This is a genomic window from Pseudoduganella aquatica (assembly GCF_009857595.1).
GTDB classification, from domain to species: domain Bacteria; phylum Pseudomonadota; class Gammaproteobacteria; order Burkholderiales; family Burkholderiaceae_D; genus Rugamonas; species Rugamonas aquatica_A.
On record NZ_WWCU01000023.1, the window covers coordinates 47,809 to 65,454 of the forward strand.

A 17,646-nucleotide genomic window follows, 5' to 3' on the forward strand; every position below is an offset into this window, starting at 1 on the left:
TATTTATTTTCCTGCCAGCCATTGTCATAAAGCCATATACTGATTTCAGTTCTAAGCCGCACAGCACCCCATTTTTGAAACATTGTTTTAAAGTTCAGGGAGCGTCATATGGGCATCGGTAACTGGAAAATAGGGACGCGCCTCGCCGGCGGGCTGGGATTGTCGCTGGTCTTCATGGTGGGCATGTCGGTGGTCGGCATCGGCAATCTCGGCAAGCTCAACAGCGGTACCGACGACCTGGCGGCCGACAAGGTGCCCAAGGTGATCGAGGCCTACGAGGCGGTGGGTGGCGTCAACGACATCGCGCGCGCCATGCGCAACGCCATGCTGTCCACCGACCCGGAAACCGTGCGTAAGGAACTCAAGCGCGTGGACGACAGGAAGGTGGAAATCGCCGCCCGCCTGGACAAGCTCACCACGCTGATTTCCGACGACGAGGACGCGGAAAGCAAGGCCAAGCTCAAGGCCGTGATGGAGGCGCGCCAGCGCTACGAGGTGGTGCAGGGCGCCTTCGTGGCCAAGTCCGCCGACGTGGGCAAGCGCGACGAGAACGTGGTCTACCTGCTGACCACGGTGCGCAAGGAGCAGACCGCTTATCTCAACTCCCTGACCGACCTGGTCAAATATCAAACCGAAGCCGTCAACAAAGCCGCCACGGACGCGCACGCGGCCTATCTGGGCGCGCGCACCATGATGATAGCGCTGACGGTGATCGCATCCGTGCTGGCGGCCGTGGTGGTGTACTGGATTACGCGCAGCATCACCAGTCCGCTGAACCGTGCCGTGGGCGTGGCCGAGGCGGTGGCCGGCGGCGACCTGACCCAGCATATAGAATGCGACAGCGCCGACGAAACCGGCCAGCTGCTGCGCGCGCTGAAGAATATGAACGAGAGCCTGGCGCGCACCGTGGGCAGGGTGCGGTCCGGATCGGACACCATTTCCACCGCCTCCAGCGAGATCGCCAGCGGCAACCTGGACTTGTCCTCGCGCACCGAGCAGCAGGCTTCCAGCCTGGAGGAAACCGCTTCCTCGATGGAGGAGCTGACCTCGACCGTCACGCAGAATGCGGAGAACGCGCGGCAGGCCACGTCGCTGGTGGTGTCGGCCTCCGAGTTCGCCACCAAGGGCGGCAAAGTGGTGGGCGAGGTGGTGAGCACCATGGGCGCCATCAAGGAAAGCTCGAACAAGATCGTGGACATTATCGGCGTGATTGACGGCATCGCTTTCCAGACCAATATCCTGGCCCTGAACGCGGCGGTGGAAGCGGCGCGCGCGGGCGAGCAGGGCAGGGGCTTTGCCGTGGTGGCGAGCGAGGTGCGCAACCTGGCTCAGCGTTCGGCGGCGGCGGCGAAGGAGATCAAGGCGCTGATAGGCCAGTCGGTGGAAACCGTGGACACCGGCGCGCGCCTGGTGGACGAAGCTGGCGCGACGATGGAAGGCATCGTCAAGGCGGTGCGGCAGGTGGCCGACATCATGACCGAGATCAGCGCGGCCAGCCAGGAGCAGAGTTCCGGCATCGCGCAGGTGAACCAGGCCATTGTGTCGATAGACGATGTGACGCAGCAGAATGCGGCATTGGTGGAAGAAGCGGCCGCCGCCGCGCAGTCGATGCGCGACCAGGCCGAGCTGCTGGCGGAAGCGGTGAGCGTGTTCCGGCTGGCGGAGCAGCAGTACCAGGCGCAACCGGCACGGCGCGCGTTGCCGGGGCCGGCGCAGCGTGCCGCCAGGGAGGGCGTTTGGGTTGAGTCTTAGCGCGCTGTGGCGGGTTACGATGCTGCGCATCTAACCCGCCCTACGGTCGCTCACAGTTCATCGTAGGGCGGGTTAGGCGCAGCGCGCCGTAACCCGCCATCCCTGCTTACCAGCTATAGCCAGCCTTGGCGTAGTAGTAGCGCCCGTTGAACCCATTCGGCGCAAAGCCGCTATACGGGTTGATGCCGTTGTTATTAAGATTGTTCAACGACGTCACCTGGTCCGGATACTTGTCGGTCAGGTTATCCACGCCCGCGCTCAGCTTCCAGTTCTTGCCCAGCTTCACACTGCCGGACACGTCCAGCACCCACTGCGGGCTGTACACCTGGTCCTGCGCCGCCACGTTCTGCGGCACGGTAAAGCTGCCGTAGCGCGTGACCAGGCCGCGCGCCGTCCAGATGCCCGCCGTGTAGTCGGCCGCCAGGCTGAACTTGTCCTTGGGCGAACCCACCGTGGCGCGGTTCACCGTCTGGCGGTCGATCAGCAGCAGCTTGTTCGCGGTCAGCACGGCCGGGTTGTCGGCGATGCGCACGATCTCGTTCTTGTTGTGGTTGTAGGCCAGCGTGAAGTCCAGCCTGTCCTTGTTGGCCAGGTCCACACGGTAGGTGCTCACCAGGTCGACGCCCTTGGTGCGCGTGTCGACCGCGTTGGTGAAGTAGCGCGCCGCGCCCACCAGCGCGCCTTGCGCGGCCAGCGTGGCTTTCAGCGCGTCCGGCAGGATCAGGTTGGCCGAGAACAGGATGCGGTCGTCGATGTCGATGCGGTAGGCGTCCACCGTGGTGCTGAAGTTGCGGAAGGGCTGAAGCTGCAGGCCCAGGCTCAAGTTCTTGGCCTTCTCCGGTTTCAGCGGCTGCGCGCCCAGCGCCAGCGCGGCGGTGCTGTTGACGGCGAAGGTGCCGGTCTCGATCGGCGTGTTGACGCCGTTGATGATGGAGAAGTTGGTGGTGGTGATGGTGTAGAACTGCTGGGCCAGCGACGGCGCGCGGAAGCCGCTGGAGGCGGTGCCGCGCAGCGAGAACGCGTCGCTGAAGGCGTAGCGCGCCGAAGCCTTGGCCGAGGTGGTGGTGCCGAAGTCGCTGTAGTTTTCGTGGCGGGCCGCCAGCGCGCCGGAGAACTGCCTGGTGAACGGCGCTTCCAGGTTCAGGTAGATGGACTTGTTGTTGCGGCTGTTCTTGCCCGCGTTGACGGGACGGAAGCCGCTGAAGCCCTGCGAGCCGCTGCCGCTGTAGGAGGCTGCGTCGCCCGCTTCGATTTCATAGCTTTCGCGGCGCGCTTCCACGCCGGCGGCGGCCGTCAGCGGTCCGCTCAGGCCGGGCACGGCGAACTCGCGCGCCAGGTCGAAGTTGAACACGGACTGGGTGTTGGTCAGCTTGCCGAGGTGGAAGCTGGTCGGGCTCTTTTCCTTCAGGTCCTGGTTGACGGTGTTGTGGATGTTCAGGTCGAAGCGGTTGCTGCCGTAGTCCAGGCTGACGTCCCAGCGCCAGGCGCCGGCTGCGCCGCGCAGGCCGGCGGTCAGCGATTCGTCGATGGAGGTGCTGTCCTGCAGCGGCAGGAAGCCTTCCGGGAACAGCGGCGTGCGCTGGGCGGTGCCGTTCAGCGCGGTGCGCCAGGTGGCGGCGGCCTCGGTCTTGCGCTGGCCGAAATTGCCGAAGGCGTAGAAGTCGATGTCGTCGTTCACGCGCAGCTGGCTGTTGAAGAACAGGTTGCGCGGCTTGGTGTCCGGGTCGCCGAAGCGCTGGTTGACTTTGCCGTAACGCGGCTCGGCCGGATTGCGCAGGTCGGGGCCGGCGCGGTTGGTGGGGTTGCGGTCGGCCGCTTCCGCCGCCAGGCGCAGCCAGCCGCCGTTGCCCAGGTCGAAGCCGCCGGTGGCGCGCAGCGTGACGCTCTCGCCGTCGCCTTCCTTGTACTGGCCGTAGCCGATTTCCGCTTCGCCGCCCTTGGCGCCTTTTTTCAGGATGATGTTGATCACGCCGGCGATGGCGTCCGAGCCGTACTGGGCGGCCGCGCCGTCGCGCAGCACTTCAATGTGGTCGATGGCGGCGATGGGAATGGCGTTCAGGTCCACCGGCGCGGAGCCGCGTCCCAGCGTGCCGTTCACGTTCACCACGGCGGAGGCATGGCGGCGCTTGCCGTTCACCAGCACCAGCACCTGGTCCGGCGACAGGCCGCGCAGCTGCGCGGGGCGCACGGCGTCGCTGGCGTCGGCGCCGGAGGGGCGCGGGAAGTTCACCGAGGGCAGCACGCGGCCCAGCACCGTGGCCAGCTCGCTGGAACCGGAGGCCTGCAGCTCGCGCGCGCCGATGATGTCGACCGGGGATTCGGAGTCGCTGGTGCGGCGGTTCTTGGCGTAGGTGCCGGTGACGAGCACGGTCTGCACGTCGCCGGACGGCAGCTCCTGGGCTGCGGCAGGCAGGCCGAGCGAGGCGACCAGGCTGAAGGCCAGCAGTGCGCGGCCGGGATGTGCTTGGGTATGGCGGAAACTCATGGCTGACTCTCTTGCTTGTGTAAAGCCGGGAGCTTACCGATGCGTTGTCAAAGAGGGAACGAATGCTTATTGCTAAGCTTATGTCCCCTCGATATATGCAGCCTTGAGTTACTGGCCGGGGTCGGGCAGGCTGGCGTGGATGGCGTCGATCCGGGCCACCAGTTCCGGGGACAGCACGGTGCCCAGCGCGTCGATATCTTCCTTCAGCTGCGCCAGCGTGGTGGCGCCGATGATGGTGGAGGCGACGAACCAGCGCGTGTAGCACCAGGCCAGCGCCATCTGCGCCGGCGTCATGCCGTTGGCGCGCGCCAGGGCCGCGTACTGCGCCACCGCCGACAGCACGGATGGACGCAGGTAGCGCGGGCTCCAGCTGGCCGGGAAGATGGTCAGGCGGCCGTGCGCTTTCGGGTTGTCCAGGTACTTGGCCGTGAGCTGGCCGAACGCCAGCGGGCTGTAGGCCAGCAGGCTGACTTGCTCGCGGTAGCAGGTCTCGTTCAGCAGGCTGGTTTCGTAGTGGCGCGCGGTGAGGTTGTACAGGTTCTGGATGGTGGCGATGCGCGGCAGGCCTTTCATCTCGGCCTGCTTGATGAATTCATTCACGCCCCAGCACGATTCGTTGGACACGCCGATGTGGCGGATCTTGCCTTCCCGCTGCAGCTGGCCCAGCACGGCCAGCGTGTCCTCGATCGCCACGCACTCGCGCTCCTTGGACGGATCGAACACGGAGGCGCCGAAGATGGGCACGTTGCGGCTCGGCCAGTGCAATTGGTATAAATCGATATAGTCCGTTTGCAGGCGCTGCAGGCTGGTGTCCACTGCGGAGCGGATATTGGCGGCGTCCAGGTTGTTTTGGCCCTTGCGCACCCAGTGCATATTCGGGTTCGGGCCGGCCACCTTGGTGGCCAGTACCACGTCCGCGCGCTTGCCGCTTTTCTTCAGCCAGGAGCCGATGTAGCGCTCGGTGGAGCCTTGCGTTTCGGCGCGCGGCATGACCGGGTACATTTCGGCGGTGTCGATGAAGTTGATGCCGCGTTCCAGTGCGTAATCGAGCTGGCTGTGCGCGTCCGCTTCGGTGTTCTGCTCGCCGAAGGTCATGCTGCCCAGGCAGATCTTGCTGACTTTCAGGCCGCTGGCGCCGAGGGTGGTGTATTCCATGGTGTCTCCTTGATTAACGGCGGACCGCGTCGGCGCAGTCGCGTATCAGCGCGGGACCGGCGTAGATCAAGCCGCTGTACAGCTGGACCAGCTGCGCGCCGGCGTCCATTTTCACCTTGGCGTCCGCGCCGCGCATGATGCCGCCCACGCCGATGATGGGCAGGGCGTCGCCCAGTTCGGCCTTGAGCAGGCGGATCACCTGGTTGGACAGTTCGAACACCGGCGCGCCGGACAGGCCGCCCGCTTCGGCGCCGTGCTGCATGCCTTCCACGGCGGTGCGGCTCAGCGTGGTGTTGGTGGCGATCACACCGTCGATCTTGTGGCGCAGCAGGGCGTCCGCGATGTTCTTCACCTGGTCGCCGTCCATGTCCGGCGCGATCTTCAGGGCCAGCGGCACGTAGCGCTTGTGCTGGTCGGCCAGGCGCTGCTGCGCGTCCTTGAGCTGGGCCAGCAGGCCGTCCAGCTCGGAGCCGCCTTGCAGCTGGCGCAGGTTCTTGGTGTTGGGCGAGGAGATGTTCACCGTGACATAGCTGGCGTAAGGGTAGACCTTCTGCAGGCAGTGCAGGTAGTCGTCGGCGGCGCGCTCGATCGGCGTGTCGGCGTTCTTGCCGATGTTCAGGCCCAGCACGCCTTCCTTGTTCTGGTAGAAGCGCGAGGACTGCACATTGGCCACGAAGGCGTCCACGCCGCCGTTGTTGAAGCCCATGCGGTTGATGATGCCGTGCGCGGCCGGCAGGCGGAACATGCGCGGCTTGGGATTGCCCGGCTGCGCGCGCGGCGTGACGGTGCCCACTTCGATGGAGCCGAAGCCCAGGTCGGCCAGCGCGTCGATGTAGGCGCCGTCCTTGTCCAGGCCTGCCGCCAGGCCGACGGGATTCTTGAACAGGATGCCCATCACGGTGCGCGGGTCCGGCTTGGGCGCGCGCGCGAAGGCGCGGGTCAGGCCCAGTTTGGAGGCTTTCTTGAGCGCGGGCAGCGTGAAGTGGTGGGCGGCTTCCGCGTCCATGGAGAACAGCATGGGGCGGGCGAGGGAGTACAGGAATTTGTCGGACATGGCGGGGGCTGGCTAAAAAGTAGCCCGTATTCTACCGCGCCATGACGCTCCATTGGCCCTTGATGCGCGCTTCCAGCGGCTGGAAATTGATCTTGTAGGACATCTTCGGACTGTCCGCGATCCAGTAGCCGAGGTAGACGTAGGGCAGGCCCAGCTCCTGCGCCTGGGTGATCTGCCAGACAATGTTGTAGGTGCCGTAGGAGGCGCCTTCCACTTCGGGGTCGAAGAAGGTGTAGACCGAGGACAGGCCGTCCGACAGCACGTCGATGATGCTGACCATGCGCAGCGTGCCGTCCGGTTCGCGGAACTCCACCAGGCGGGTGTTGACGCGGCTCTGCAGCAGGAACTGCGCGTACTGGTCGCGGCTGTCCTGGTCCATGCCGCCGCCGGCGTGGCGCGTGCTCTGGTAGCGCAGGTAGAGGTCGTAGTGCTCGTCCGAGAAGGACAGCGTGGCCACGCCCGCGGTCAGGTTGCCGTGCCGGGTCCAGGCGCGGCGCTGGCCGCGCGTGGGGCGGAAGCCGGCCGCCGCCACCCGCACCGGCACGCAGGCCTGGCAGCCGTCGCAATACGGGCGGTAGGTGAAGATGCCGCTACGGCGGAAGCCGTTGCGCACCAGCTCGGAATACACGTCGGCGTTGATCAGGTGCGAAGGGGTGGCCACTTGCGAGCGCGCCTGGCGCTCGTCCAGGTAGCTGCAAGGATAGGGCGCTGTCGTGTAGAACTGCAGCGTTGCGAAGGGCAGGTCGTTCAGGTGCGTCATGCGCGTCCCGGGGCAGAAATGGTGTCCGTGTGCATATCATAGCGCAGAAAGCGGCGAACTCTGCACGCTAATCGGCGGCGCTGGGGTATGGCTGCAACGGTGCCCAGCCGCTGATGGCGGGCAGGCCGATATTGGCGCCCAGGTGCCGCAGGAACTCGGCGCGCGGGATGGGGGCGGCGCCCAGCGAGGCCAGGTGGCCGGTCTCCTGCTGGCAGTCGATCATGGCCACGCCCTGGGATTTGAGGAAATGCACCAGGTAGGCCAGCGCGATCTTGGAGCCGTCCGTCACGCGCGCGAACATGGATTCGCCGTAGAACATGCGGCCTATGCACACGCCGTAGGCGCCGCCCACCAGTTCGCCGTCCAGCCACAGCTCGGACGAGTGGGCGTAGCCCAGCTGGTGCAGGCCGGTGTAGCCGGCGATGATGTCGTCGGAGATCCAGGTGCCGGGGCCGTCGCGGCGCGGCGCGGCGCAGGCGCGCATCACGTCTTCGAAGGCGGAGTCGAAGCGCACCTGCCAGCGGCCGCCGCTTTCTGCGCTGCGCTGCACTTTCTTGATGGCTTTTTTCAGGCTGTCGGAGACGCGGAAGCGCTCCGTCATCAGCACCATGCGCGGGTCGGTGCTCCACCACAGGATGGGCTGGCCTTCGGAGAACCAGGGGAAGATGCCGCGCTGGTAGGCGGCCAGCAGGCGGGCGGGCGACAGGTCGGCGCCGGCGGCCAGCAGGCCGGGCGCGTCGGTGGTGAGCGCCTGGGATACGTCGGGGAAGGGCGAGTGCGCGTCCAGCCAGGGGATCATACGTCGCTGCGCATGGGTTTCGTGATGTCCTGGGTGTGGAAGCCGTGGCTGCCGCCGCTGGCGCGCATGCGGGCGCGGTCGGCGAAGAACAGTTCCAGCGTGGTGCGGATGGTGGGGAAGGCCAGGTCGTCCCAGGGGATCTCGTCTTCGGTGAACATCTGCACTTCCAGGCTTTCCTCGCCGGGGGCGAAGTCCAGGTCGCGCAGCGTGGCCAGGTAGAACATATGCACCTGGTGCACGCGCGCCACGTTCATCAGCGTGAACAGCGGGCCGAGTTCGATATTGGCGCCGGCTTCCTCCACGGTTTCGCGCACCGCCGCCTCGGCCGTGGTTTCATTGTTCTCCATGAAGCCGGCGGGCAGGGTCCAGTAGCCGTAGCGCGGCTCGATGGCGCGCTTGCACAGCAGCACCTGCAGCTTGCCGTCTCGCTCCCACACGGGGACGGAGCCGAGCACCATCTTGGGATTCTGATAATGGATCGCGGTGCAATGGGGGCAGACGTAGCGCGGGCGGTTGTCGCCGGCGGGTATGGTCAGCTCGACCGGGTGGGCGCATTCGGAACAGAATTTCATGGGAGGCGGTTGGGGTCAGCGGTGTTTGTTGGCGTAGTGCTTACTTTACACCGATTGCGGGCTGTGCGCGTAGCGCGAGCGCTGGCTATGCGGCGGCGTGGCTGGATAAATTGGCGCTATCATCGATGATCTCGAGATTGATATTGCCTAAAGTCTCCAGTTGCCCTATAATACGTTCATACAGACGCGGGGTGGAGCAGTCTGGCAGCTCGTCGGGCTCATAACCCGAAGGTCACAGGTTCAAATCCTGTCCCCGCAACCAGATACTGAAAGCCGTTGAATTCGAAAGAGTTCAACGGCTTTTCCGTTTGGGCGCTTATTTGTTCAGGAAGACTATTGCGTACAGCATAATGAGATTGAAGGCGATACCGCCCACAATCATGAAGATTCCTAGCCGTATGGTCAGCTTGCGGCGGTTTTCCGCGCTGTCCATGTAGTCGGCAAACCGCTTGATCATATCTCCCTCCTGCATCAGTTGGCAGCTAGCCAGCCAAGTAGTGCGTCAAAGAATAGCTGACTGCCGTTATCACGGAGACTGCAATCGATATTAGCACCACCGGCGAGAGTGTGTTTTCATGTTGCTCTGGGCGAGCCAGTGTTGCATCTGTTGTGCTAACTGTAACGAGAACGGATGAGGCAACAATGAGAAGGACGTGCCAGCCGATGGCGAACCAAGCCAGAACTGGACTGCGGGCGTCTGCTTTGTTTGCAAAGACGCTTGCAGCTTCGTAACAAGCTGCCGCGCACATTGCAATGACTGGCCAATACAGCTGTCCATCACGAATTGCCCACTTGATCAAGAGCTTGACTTGACCGCGATGTTGGCGGCCAGCACCTAGCAAGGTAAGCAGGATGATAGGGGCGAGCAGAGGCGCACATACATTCAGCATGAACCAGCCCAGGAAGTTAATGAGTTCCATATTTGCACCTCGGCGAGGGATGACGCGAGCATAGCCGACAGGAACGTTGCTGGTCTTGGCCGGGATCAAGCGGCGGGCAAGGCGGCGAGGGCGGTGCGCAGGTAGGTGAGGAGGGCGGGCGTCATCCAGGTGCCGGAGAGTAGGGTGGGGTGGGCTTCGTGGGCGCGGCGGATTTTTTCGCGGGTGGCGGGATCGGCGCCGGCGTGGCGCTGGAATAGGGCGAGCCATCGCCGTGCAAGTTCTTGCGTGCGGCTGTCGTGCGGCGCGGCGCCTGCCGCCATCTGGGCTTGCACGGCGCTGATCAGCGCGAGCCACTCGCCGGTTTGCGTGCCGCTTTGCGCGCGCATGCGGGCCAGTTCTTCCGCGTCGAGATAGTTGGCGTACAGCGAGAGCTTGAAGGCGCTGAAGGCTTGCGTGACGTACTGCTTCATCTCCGGCGTGATACCGCTGTGCTGGCGCGCGGCGGGACGCTCGGCCATCATGGCGTTCAGGCGGCGCGCGAAGTCGGGATTGGCGGCGGTGTCGCGCTCCAGCATGGACATCCATTGCTTTGCCAGCGTTTGCGCGGGCTCGCTGTCTGCCGCCCCGCCTTGTTCCATCAGCCTGCGCACCGACGCCACCAGCGCGGCCCACTCGCGCTGCGCTGTGGCGCCGGCCAGCGGCAGCGCCGCCAGCTCCTCCTTGTTGAAGTATTGTTCATACGCCGCCATGCGCTCCAGCGCCGACAGCCAGTCACCCAGCCCGGGTTCTTCGCCGCTGTGCAGTTGCTGCTGAAGCTGCGCGAGTTGCGCGCGCAGGGTGGCGGCTTGCGCTATCTGACGGTCCAGCGCGGCGATCTGCTGGCCGACGAGGTCCGCCAGCGGCGCATCCGGCTGCGCAAGGAAGCCGGCGATTTCGGCCAGCGGCATGCCGAAGCGGCGCAGTGCCTGGATCTGGTGCAGGCGCGCCACGTCTGCTGCGCTGTACAGGCGGTAGCCCGATTCGGCGCGCGCGGACGGCTTGAGCAGGCCCAGGCTGTCGTAGTGGTGCAGCGCGCGCACCGTCAGCCCTGCGCGCCTGGCCAGTTCGCCGACCCGTATCATGGCGCCGCTGCTTTGTTTGCGCGGACCGCCGCGCCATCGTCCGCCTGCGTTGGCTCTGCTGCGGCATCGGCGCCCAGCGTGGCGCGGATGATGCCGGTGCTGCCGCCGAGGCGCAGATTGTCACTGCGGCCGCGCAGATGGCGCTGCGTCAGTTCCTCCCGTCCGTAGTGCTCGATACGGCTGTAGCCCATGCTTCGCAGCAGCGCCTCCAGTTCGGCGGGTGCGAAATTGCTCTTCCAAGGCTCGCCACCTGTGGCCAGGCTGGCTGATATCGCTTCCATGGCGGCGCGCTCCCTCGGCTCCAGCAGCGCGGGCGAGATGACGAAATCGAACACCACGCTGCTGCCCTGCGCGCAGGAGGCGATATAGCGCAGTGTGTGCGCCACGTCCTCCGGCGCCAGGTAGAGCGTTACGCCCAGCCAGGTGAAGCAGGCCGGCGCGCTGTGGTCGAAGCCCGCTTGCGCCAAGCCGTCCGCCAGCGTGGTGGTGCCGAAGTCGACGGCCGCGTAGCGCACGGTGTCCGGCGCCGCGATGCCGGCGGCGGCCAGGCGCTCGCGCTTCCACTGCTGCGTGGCGGGCAGGTCCACTTCGAACACGCGCACCCCCGCAGGGAGCTTGCCGCGATAGGCCGAGGTGTCCAGTCCCGCGCCAAGGATCACGTGCTGCATTACGCCGCGCTGCTGCGCCTCGCGCCAGGTGTCTTCCGCCAGCCGGCTGCGGATCACGATGGTGGTGCGCAGTGCCGTTGCGAGCGGGTCGTGGAAGCGCTCCGGGTTGGCGCGCACTTCGGCTTCCCGTTCCGCGCCCAGGATGGGCAGGGCCAGCGGGTCGTCCAGTATCAGCGGCGCGTCCAGCAACTGGTGCGCGCCGCGCAGGACGGCGACCATCATGGCGCTGGGCTTGGGGCTATCGTGCTGCATGCTGTTCCTTTCGTGGTGAGGGAAAGGATAGCCTAAAGCCTGACGCTGCGTGAGGGTCAAGCGCCGGCTGTACGCATGCGGTGGCGGCTTTCCATTATGATGCTGGCTATGCAACGCCTACTCATCTTCCTGCTCGCATGCCTGGCCTGCTCGGCGCTGCGTGCGGACGGCCATGCCGGACGCCCGGCGCACCCGGCCCTGGCGCAGCTTCCTGCGCGCATGCTGTGGGCGTGGGAGCGGCCGGAGGATTTGCGCTGGCTGCCTGCCGACACCGGCGTGGCCTATGTGGCGTCCACCATGCTGCTGCGCGGCGAGGAGGCGCTGGTCCATCCGCGCACCGCGCCGCTGCTGCTGCGCGAAGGCGCTGCGCTGGTGCCTGTGCTGCATGTGGACGCCTCCTGGCGCGTGCCGCCGGCGCTGAGCGCGCAGCAGTCTGCGCGCATCGTGCAGGAACTGCTGCGCGTGGCGCAGCGCGGCAACCGCAGCGTGGTGCAGCTCGATTTTGAAGTGCGCCGCTCGCAGCGGCCTTTCCTGGCGCAGACCATGGCCGAGATCCGCCGCCAGCTGGATCCGCGCATCGCGCTGTCGGTGACGGCGCTGGCCTCGTGGTGCATGGACGACGCGTGGCTGCCGGCCGGCGTGGCCGACGAGGTGGTGCCGATGGCTTTCCGCATGGGGCCGGGCCAGGACGCCTTGCGCCAGCGCCTGCACCGCCAGGGCTTTACCCAGCCGGTGTGCCGCGCCGCCGCAGGCTACGCGAGCGACGAGCCCCCGCTGCGCAGCGTGGCCGCGCGCGGCTATTATTTTTCTCCCCGTCCGTGGACCGCTGCAAGCTGGCGGGCCATGCAATCCGAACCCTACTCGTCCATCCCATGAAACGACACCGCATCCTTTCTTCCATCGCCGCAGCCGCGCTGTTCGCGGCGCTGCCCCAGCCTGCGCTGTCCAGCGGCGGCGACGGTTTCAGCGCCAACCGCTTCGCATCCGAATACCAGGTTGCGCCCGGCGTGCTGGCCCAGTTCGCGGGCGGCAACCTGGGCGTGCTGCCAGGGACGTACTGGCGCGTCTACCACTACCTGGCTTACCAGGCCGCGAAGGGCCGCGCGCTCACGCCGCAGCAGCTCGCCGCGCTGGAACTGGATCGCTGGCATGTGGGCAAAACCAGCGGCTGGGACTACAGTTACGAAGCGGAGAAGAACGGCTCCGGCGCCTGGCTGAAGGAGCGCGCAGTCTACGCCAAGCAATGGGGCCTGGCGGATGTGAAGCTGGACGTGATGGGGGACGTGGAACACGCCAGCTACGTCAACTGCCATGAGGATGCGTTCAAGCAGGCGGCGCTGACGATGAAGGCGCGTGCGCAGCTCGGCGCTGGCGGCAAGGCGGACCAGTGGCACAAGGCCTGGCTGCAAGGACAGGACGCGGTGTTCGCCAACTGCGAGGAGCCGCCCTACCAGTATGGCTCGCCGCAGCCGAAGCGGGTGGTGCAGCTGCCTTCCGCCGTGCCCGCGAACGCGCCGGACTGGCTCAAGGCCGACCAGGCATACCAGACCGCCGCCGCGCATTTTTACGCCCGCAATTTCGACTTGGCGCGCAAGCAGTTCCTGGCCGTCGCGCAGGATGCCAAGTCGCCCTGGCGCACGCTGGGCAGCTACCTGGCGGCGCGCAGCCTGATACGCAGCGCCACGCTGGAGCAGGGCGGCAAGGCGCCGGACCGCGCGGCCAAGCTGGCGCTGGCGCGCAAGGAGCTGGATGCACTGGCGCCGTCGTATGCGCCTGCAAAACAAATGATCTCGCTGGTGGACGCGCGCCTGGACCCGGTGGCGCGCATCGCCGTGCTGGCACGCAGGCTGGAGCAGGAGCCCTTCAGCGCCGAGACGCCAAGGCTGCTGAGCGACTATCTGGTGCTGCTGGACCAGCAGCCGCGCAGCGCGATGATCGCGGCGCAGGAACCGCTGACGGCCTGGATAGGCAGCATGCAGGCCGAGGCGCCGCTGGACGTATTTGAAAGCGCGAACAGCAAGGAGGTGCAGCAGGCGCGGGCGCAAGCCTTGCAGGATCTGCGCGCGCGCTGGCTGAAGCAGAAGGACGACGGCGCGCTCTGGCTGGCGCCGCTGCTGACGCTGGCCCACGCCGGCGAGCTGACGGAGGCCGAGAAGAAAGCCGCCGCCGCAGTGCCAGCCAGGCATCCGCTGTATCTCACGCTGCAGTACAACCTGGCGCGGCTCGCCATCGCCGAGAAGCAGGCGGCGCAGGCCGACAAGGACATAGACCGCCTGATGGCCAGCCACGGCAAGGCCATGTCGGTCGCCACCACCAACCGCTACCTGGCCTTGAAGCTGTTTTCCGCCGGGACGCTGGATGACTTCCTGAAGGCCGCGCCGCGCAAACCAGACCCTGTGGAAGCAGGCGAGGCGATCGATGCCGCGCCGGCCGAAGGCGAGACCGACGAGGACTTCGGCCGCAGCGTGTACCGTTACTTCCCAACCGCCGAGCTGCGCGCGCTGCTGGCGCATCCGCGCCTGCCCAAGCAGTGGCGCAAGCCGCTGGAGGAAACCATGCTGGCGCGCGCGCTGATCTTCAACGACGAGGCAACGGCGCTGGCGCTGCTGGACAAGGTGGCGCAAGGCCGCAAGACCACCGAGCATCTCTACGCGCGCTACCGCAAGGCGGCCAGCGGCGCGGAACGGCAGCTGGCCGGTGCGCTGATACTGGTGAACACGCCGGAACTGAATCCGTCCGTGATCGATGCGCAGGGCCTCAGCCGCAACTGGGGCTGCCGCTCGGGCGGAATGGAGGAATCCCAGGCCATGCCCCAGCAGCCGCCGCGCCACCTGGGTCCGGAGCAGCTGGCGGATGCTGGCAAGGAGCAGCAGGTGCTGCTGAAGCTTCCGCTGCGCACGGAGTTCATCGCGCCGGCCTTGCTGGCGTGGGCCAAGCTGAAGCCGAACGACGACGAGGCGCCGAAGGCCTTGCATTTCCTGGTGGCGTCCACGCGCATGGAGTGCCCGTATGGGACGGACAAGGAAGAGAAGGACCAGCTGCGCGCGCAGTATTCGAAGGAGGCCTTCAACCTGCTGAAGAAGAACTACCCGAACAGCAAGTGGGCGCAGCAGACCAAGTACTTCTTCTAGTCGGCGGCGCGCGGATGCAGGCTGGCCCACAAATGGGCCGCCGCCATGGTGCGGTGGGGCGCGTAGCGCTTGAGTATTTCTTCGGTGCGGGCCATGTCCGGCTTGCTGTCCTCGCCCAGCAGCGCTTGCAGCGCGGCGCGGATGGCGACGTCGCCGTGCAGTGAGCAGTCGGGATAGCCGTAGCCGCGCAGCAGGCCGTAGTTGACGGTCCACGGGCCTATGCCTTTCACCGCCAGCAACGCCTTGCCGATGTCGTCGATGCTGTTGCCGGGACCGGGCACGAGATCGAGTTCGCCGCTGGCCACCAGCGCGGCAAAGCGCAGCAGGGTTTCCGCCTTGGCGCGCGAGAATTTGCGGCTGGTGAGGTCGCCCACTTGCAGGCGCGAGGCGCCGGCGGCGTCCGGGTAGCACCACAGGCCGCTGCTGTGCTCAACGCCGGCCTGCAGGATGAAGGTGCGGCGTAGCGAGATGGCGAAGGGCAGGTTGATCTGCTGGCCGATGATGGCCCAGGTCAGCGCCTCGAACACGGTGGCCGACTGCACGATGCGCAGGCCGGGCTGGCGGCGCGACAGTTCGCCCAGCAGTGAATCGTTTGCCGCGAAGTCCAGGAAGGGCTGCGGGTCGATGCGCAGGCCCAGCACATTCAGCACGGCGTTGCGCGCCTGCTCGGCCAGCGCGGGTGGCAGCGCCACGCCGGCTTGCACCGCGTATTCGGCTAGCCCTGTGTCTGCGCCGCCCAGCGCGATATCGATCACCAGCGGCACGCCATCCATCACCACGCCTTTGCGCAGCCGTTCGGGGCTGATCTGCTCCGCCACGCTTTCCGCGTCCCGGCTGTGGAAGGCGAGCACGTCGTGCAGGCGGTAGCCCTGCGGCAGCGCGATACTGTGCTTCATGCGGAGGCCGATTTGCGCAGCCAGCCGAAGCCGGGCTTGAAGCCGGTGACCAGCGCGGTGCCGACGATGACGATGGCCGAACCCAGTATGGTGTACCAGCCCACCACTTCGTTCAGGAACAGGGTGCCGAGCAGGATGCCGAACAGGGGGCTGAGGAAGGTGACGGTCAGCGCCGACGTCGGTCCCACGTCGCGTATCAGGCGGTAGTACAGCAAGTAGGCCACGCCGCTGCACAGCACGCCCAGCGCGAGCGCGGCGCCCATGATGCCCACGGTGGGCTGGCCCGGCTGCGGGAAGAAGGCCAGCGAGGGCAGCACCAGCAGCGTGGCGGCCCACATGCTGCCGTGCGCATTGGCGAAGGGCTCGACCGCTTTGGCGGACTTGGCGTAGGTGCTGGCGATGCCGTAGTTGAAGGCGGCGAACAGCGCGGCGGCGATGGCCAGGCCGGCGCCTTCGCGCGAGCTGGCGTGGTCGAAGCCGACCAGCAGCGCCACGCCGCCGGTGCCCATGACGAGGCCCAGCATCACGCGCGCGGACACCATCTGGCGGTGCCATACGGCACCGATGACGGCGCCCCAGATCGGCGCGGTGGCGTTCAGCACCGCCATCACGGAGGCGGACAGCGTGCGCGCGGCGTAGGCGTAGAGCAGGAAGGGCAGGGCGGAGTTGAAGAAGCCCAGGACCAGGTAGTGCTTCCAGTTCTGGCGCAGGTCCAGCGGCTTTTTCATCAGCAGCGCCACGGCCAGCAGGAACAGCGAGGCGAACACCACGCGGTATTCAATCAGCACCGCGGGGCCGAGCACCGGCGCGGCGATGCGCATGAACAGGAAGGAGCCGCCCCAGATGGCGGCAAGCAGGAAAAGGCGCAGCAGGTTGGCAGTGCTCATGGTCGGACTCGGTGAGGTGGGCGGCGCTATTGTGCGACAGGCGCGCCGCACGCGCCAGCCGGTTCTTGCTTTTGAATTCGCTCAGGTCACCACGCAGGCGTTCGGCGCATCCGGCGTGGACGGCGCTTCCGGCGAGGCGGCGTGCTTGACCTGCAACGCGGCCGGCACGCCGTTCTTCACCGCCGTCATTTCGGCCAGGATGGAAATGGCGATTTCGGCCGGCGTCTTGCTGCCGATGTAGAGGCCGATGGGACCATGCAGCTTGTCCAGCTGCGCTTCCGTCACGTCGAACAGCTGCAGGCGTTCGCGCCGCTTGGCGTTGTTGAGGCGCGAGCCGATGGCGCCCACGTAGAAGGCGTCCGACCGGAGCGCTTCCATCAGCGCCAGGTCGTCCAGCTTGGGATCGTGCGTGAGCGCGACGACGGCGCTGCGGTGGTCCAGGCGCATTTCCAGCACCAGGTCGTCCGGCATGGCGTGCACCAGCTGAACGCCGTCCACCTGCCAGCCGGCGCGGTATTCCTCGCGCGGATCGCACACGGTGACGTGGTAGTCCATGGCGGTGGCGATCTGCGCCAGGAAGCGCGACAGCTGGCCTGCGCCGATGATGAGCAGGCGCCAGCGCGGGCCGTGCTGCGTGACCAGTTCGCGCCCTTCGCGCAGCTCCAGCACATTGCCCACGCCGGTGTGGGACAGCGCCACGGCGCCGCTGCGCAGGTCCAGGCGGCGCTCCACCAGCTGGCGCTGCTCCAGCATGTCCAGCAGCTCGGCGATGCGGCTGTGCGCGCCCAGCGGTTCGATTGCCAGTTCTATGGTGCCGCCGCAGGGCAGGCCGAAGCGGTGCGCCTCGTCGGCCGTGATGCCATAGCTGACCACTTCCGGCGCGCTGCGCGTGATGCCCTGTTCGCGCACGCGGGCGATCAGGTCGTCTTCTATGCAGCCGCCGGAGACCGAGCCGACCACGCGGCCGTCGTCGCAAATGGCGAGCGTGGCGCCTATCGGGCGCGGGCTGGAGCCCCAGGTCTTGATGACGGTGACGAGCTCGGCGCGGTGGCCTGCTGCGACCCAGGCGGCGCTGGTTTTGAGTACTTCGAGGTCGATGCTATCCATGGGCTTAACTATACTACGGCGCCGCCGATTCGTTTTTTGTCGGAATTCTTTACACTGGCGAGCGGCAAAAAGTTGCCCAAAATCCTAAGTTATTGATTTATAGTAAAAAATATTGTTTGCAAGAAA

At 66.5% G+C, this 17,646-nt stretch carries 16 protein-coding genes and 1 tRNA gene; 4 read left to right on the forward strand and 13 right to left on the reverse strand.

Annotation, left to right across the window (positions count from 1 at the left end; genetic code table 11):
• Positions 1-108 precede the first annotated feature (108 nt).
• On the forward strand, positions 109-1,752 hold the full coding sequence (locus tag GTP77_RS19125) for a methyl-accepting chemotaxis protein (RefSeq protein ID WP_161073741.1): 1,644 nt from the start codon (positions 109-111) through the stop codon (positions 1,750-1,752).
• A 106-nt stretch (positions 1,753-1,858) separates the two neighbouring features.
• Here the strand turns inward: GTP77_RS19125 and GTP77_RS19130 are convergent, their stop codons facing one another.
• From GTP77_RS19130 to GTP77_RS19155, 6 genes are all read right to left on the reverse strand, one after another.
• Entirely contained in the window at positions 1,859-4,237 is a 2,379-nt protein-coding gene (locus GTP77_RS19130; protein ID WP_161073742.1) for a TonB-dependent receptor plug domain-containing protein, read from the reverse strand.
• A gap of 108 nt (positions 4,238-4,345) precedes the next feature.
• Entirely contained in the window at positions 4,346-5,392 is a 1,047-nt protein-coding gene (locus GTP77_RS19135; RefSeq protein WP_161073743.1) for an aldo/keto reductase, read from the reverse strand.
• Between the two features lie 13 nt (positions 5,393-5,405).
• Entirely contained in the window at positions 5,406-6,446 is a 1,041-nt protein-coding gene (locus GTP77_RS19140; protein WP_161073744.1) for a quinone-dependent dihydroorotate dehydrogenase, read from the reverse strand.
• Between the two features lie 31 nt (positions 6,447-6,477).
• A complete protein-coding gene (locus GTP77_RS19145) occupies positions 6,478-7,206 on the reverse strand; it encodes an arginyltransferase (RefSeq protein WP_161073745.1) in 729 nt (242 codons plus the stop codon).
• A gap of 67 nt (positions 7,207-7,273) precedes the next feature.
• Entirely contained in the window at positions 7,274-8,005 is a 732-nt protein-coding gene (gene aat / locus GTP77_RS19150; protein ID WP_161073746.1) for a leucyl/phenylalanyl-tRNA--protein transferase, read from the reverse strand.
• Positions 8,002-8,577: an NUDIX hydrolase gene (locus tag GTP77_RS19155; protein WP_161073747.1), complete on the reverse strand. Its 576-nt coding sequence runs from the start codon at positions 8,575-8,577 to the stop codon at positions 8,002-8,004. Before GTP77_RS19155 ends, aat begins: the two co-directional genes overlap by 4 nt.
• A 185-nt stretch (positions 8,578-8,762) precedes the next feature.
• Between GTP77_RS19155 and GTP77_RS19160 the strand changes: the two genes are divergently transcribed.
• Positions 8,763-8,839, forward strand: a tRNA-Met gene (locus tag GTP77_RS19160).
• 54 nt (positions 8,840-8,893) lie between these two features.
• Here GTP77_RS19160 and GTP77_RS19165 read toward each other — a convergent pair.
• From GTP77_RS19165 to GTP77_RS19180, 4 genes are all read right to left on the reverse strand, one after another.
• Positions 8,894-9,034, reverse strand: coding sequence for a hypothetical protein (locus GTP77_RS19165; protein WP_161073748.1), 141 nt, complete (start codon positions 9,032-9,034; stop codon positions 8,894-8,896).
• Positions 9,035-9,059: 25 nt separating this feature from the next.
• Complete coding sequence (locus tag GTP77_RS19170; protein ID WP_161073749.1) at positions 9,060-9,497, reverse strand: hypothetical protein; 438 nt, start codon at positions 9,495-9,497, stop codon at positions 9,060-9,062.
• 65 nt (positions 9,498-9,562) lie between these two features.
• Positions 9,563-10,579, reverse strand: coding sequence for a MerR family transcriptional regulator (locus GTP77_RS19175; protein ID WP_161073750.1), 1,017 nt, complete (start codon positions 10,577-10,579; stop codon positions 9,563-9,565).
• Positions 10,576-11,499, reverse strand: a complete 924-nt coding sequence (locus GTP77_RS19180) for a class I SAM-dependent methyltransferase (RefSeq protein WP_161073751.1) — start codon at positions 11,497-11,499, stop codon at positions 10,576-10,578. Before GTP77_RS19180 ends, GTP77_RS19175 begins: the two co-directional genes overlap by 4 nt.
• Positions 11,500-11,607: 108 nt before the next feature.
• On the opposite strand from GTP77_RS19180, the gene GTP77_RS19185 reads away from it, so the two are divergent.
• On the forward strand, positions 11,608-12,375 hold the full coding sequence (locus GTP77_RS19185) for a hypothetical protein (protein ID WP_161073752.1): 768 nt from the start codon (positions 11,608-11,610) through the stop codon (positions 12,373-12,375).
• Positions 12,372-14,630 carry a hypothetical protein gene (locus GTP77_RS19190; RefSeq protein ID WP_161073753.1) on the forward strand — a complete coding sequence of 753 codons (2,259 nt, stop codon included), beginning with the start codon at positions 12,372-12,374 and terminating at the stop codon, positions 14,628-14,630. Before GTP77_RS19185 ends, GTP77_RS19190 begins: the two co-directional genes overlap by 4 nt.
• Here the strand turns inward: GTP77_RS19190 and GTP77_RS19195 are convergent.
• From GTP77_RS19195 to GTP77_RS19205, 3 genes are all read right to left on the reverse strand, one after another.
• Positions 14,627-15,526 (reverse strand): DNA-3-methyladenine glycosylase family protein, encoded by a 900-nt coding sequence (locus GTP77_RS19195; protein ID WP_161073754.1) that lies wholly within the window; start codon positions 15,524-15,526, stop codon positions 14,627-14,629. The two genes, GTP77_RS19190 and GTP77_RS19195, sit on opposite strands and share 4 nt — an antisense overlap.
• Positions 15,523-16,413, reverse strand: a complete 891-nt coding sequence (locus GTP77_RS19200) for a DMT family transporter (protein ID WP_161073755.1) — start codon at positions 16,411-16,413, stop codon at positions 15,523-15,525. Before GTP77_RS19200 ends, GTP77_RS19195 begins: the two co-directional genes overlap by 4 nt.
• Before the next feature lie 81 nt (positions 16,414-16,494).
• On the reverse strand, positions 16,495-17,520 hold the full coding sequence (locus GTP77_RS19205; RefSeq protein WP_161073756.1) for an XdhC family protein: 1,026 nt from the start codon (positions 17,518-17,520) through the stop codon (positions 16,495-16,497).
• Between the last annotated feature and the right edge of the window lie 126 nt (positions 17,521-17,646).

Bases quoted from the DNA above. Each gene is read 5' to 3' on its own strand.
- GTP77_RS19175 (WP_161073750.1), bottom strand. From the start codon at position 10,579: ATGATACGGGTCGGCGAACTGGCCAGGCGCGCAGGGCTGACGGTGCGC.
- GTP77_RS19165 (WP_161073748.1), bottom strand. From the start codon at position 9,034: ATGATCAAGCGGTTTGCCGACTACATGGACAGCGCGGAAAACCGCCGC.
- GTP77_RS19130 (WP_161073742.1), bottom strand. From the start codon at position 4,237: ATGAGTTTCCGCCATACCCAAGCACATCCCGGCCGCGCACTGCTGGCC.
- GTP77_RS19190 (WP_161073753.1), top strand. From the start codon at position 12,372: ATGAAACGACACCGCATCCTTTCTTCCATCGCCGCAGCCGCGCTGTTC.
- GTP77_RS19170 (WP_161073749.1), bottom strand. From the start codon at position 9,497: ATGGAACTCATTAACTTCCTGGGCTGGTTCATGCTGAATGTATGTGCG.
- GTP77_RS19195 (WP_161073754.1), bottom strand. From the start codon at position 15,526: ATGAAGCACAGTATCGCGCTGCCGCAGGGCTACCGCCTGCACGACGTG.
- aat (WP_161073746.1), bottom strand. From the start codon at position 8,005: ATGATCCCCTGGCTGGACGCGCACTCGCCCTTCCCCGACGTATCCCAG.
- GTP77_RS19205 (WP_161073756.1), bottom strand. From the start codon at position 17,520: ATGGATAGCATCGACCTCGAAGTACTCAAAACCAGCGCCGCCTGGGTC.
- GTP77_RS19125 (WP_161073741.1), top strand. From the start codon at position 109: ATGGGCATCGGTAACTGGAAAATAGGGACGCGCCTCGCCGGCGGGCTG.
- GTP77_RS19185 (WP_161073752.1), top strand. From the start codon at position 11,608: ATGCAACGCCTACTCATCTTCCTGCTCGCATGCCTGGCCTGCTCGGCG.
- GTP77_RS19145 (WP_161073745.1), bottom strand. From the start codon at position 7,206: ATGACGCACCTGAACGACCTGCCCTTCGCAACGCTGCAGTTCTACACG.
- GTP77_RS19200 (WP_161073755.1), bottom strand. From the start codon at position 16,413: ATGAGCACTGCCAACCTGCTGCGCCTTTTCCTGCTTGCCGCCATCTGG.
- GTP77_RS19135 (WP_161073743.1), bottom strand. From the start codon at position 5,392: ATGGAATACACCACCCTCGGCGCCAGCGGCCTGAAAGTCAGCAAGATC.
- GTP77_RS19140 (WP_161073744.1), bottom strand. From the start codon at position 6,446: ATGTCCGACAAATTCCTGTACTCCCTCGCCCGCCCCATGCTGTTCTCC.
- GTP77_RS19155 (WP_161073747.1), bottom strand. From the start codon at position 8,577: ATGAAATTCTGTTCCGAATGCGCCCACCCGGTCGAGCTGACCATACCC.
- GTP77_RS19180 (WP_161073751.1), bottom strand. From the start codon at position 11,499: ATGCAGCACGATAGCCCCAAGCCCAGCGCCATGATGGTCGCCGTCCTG.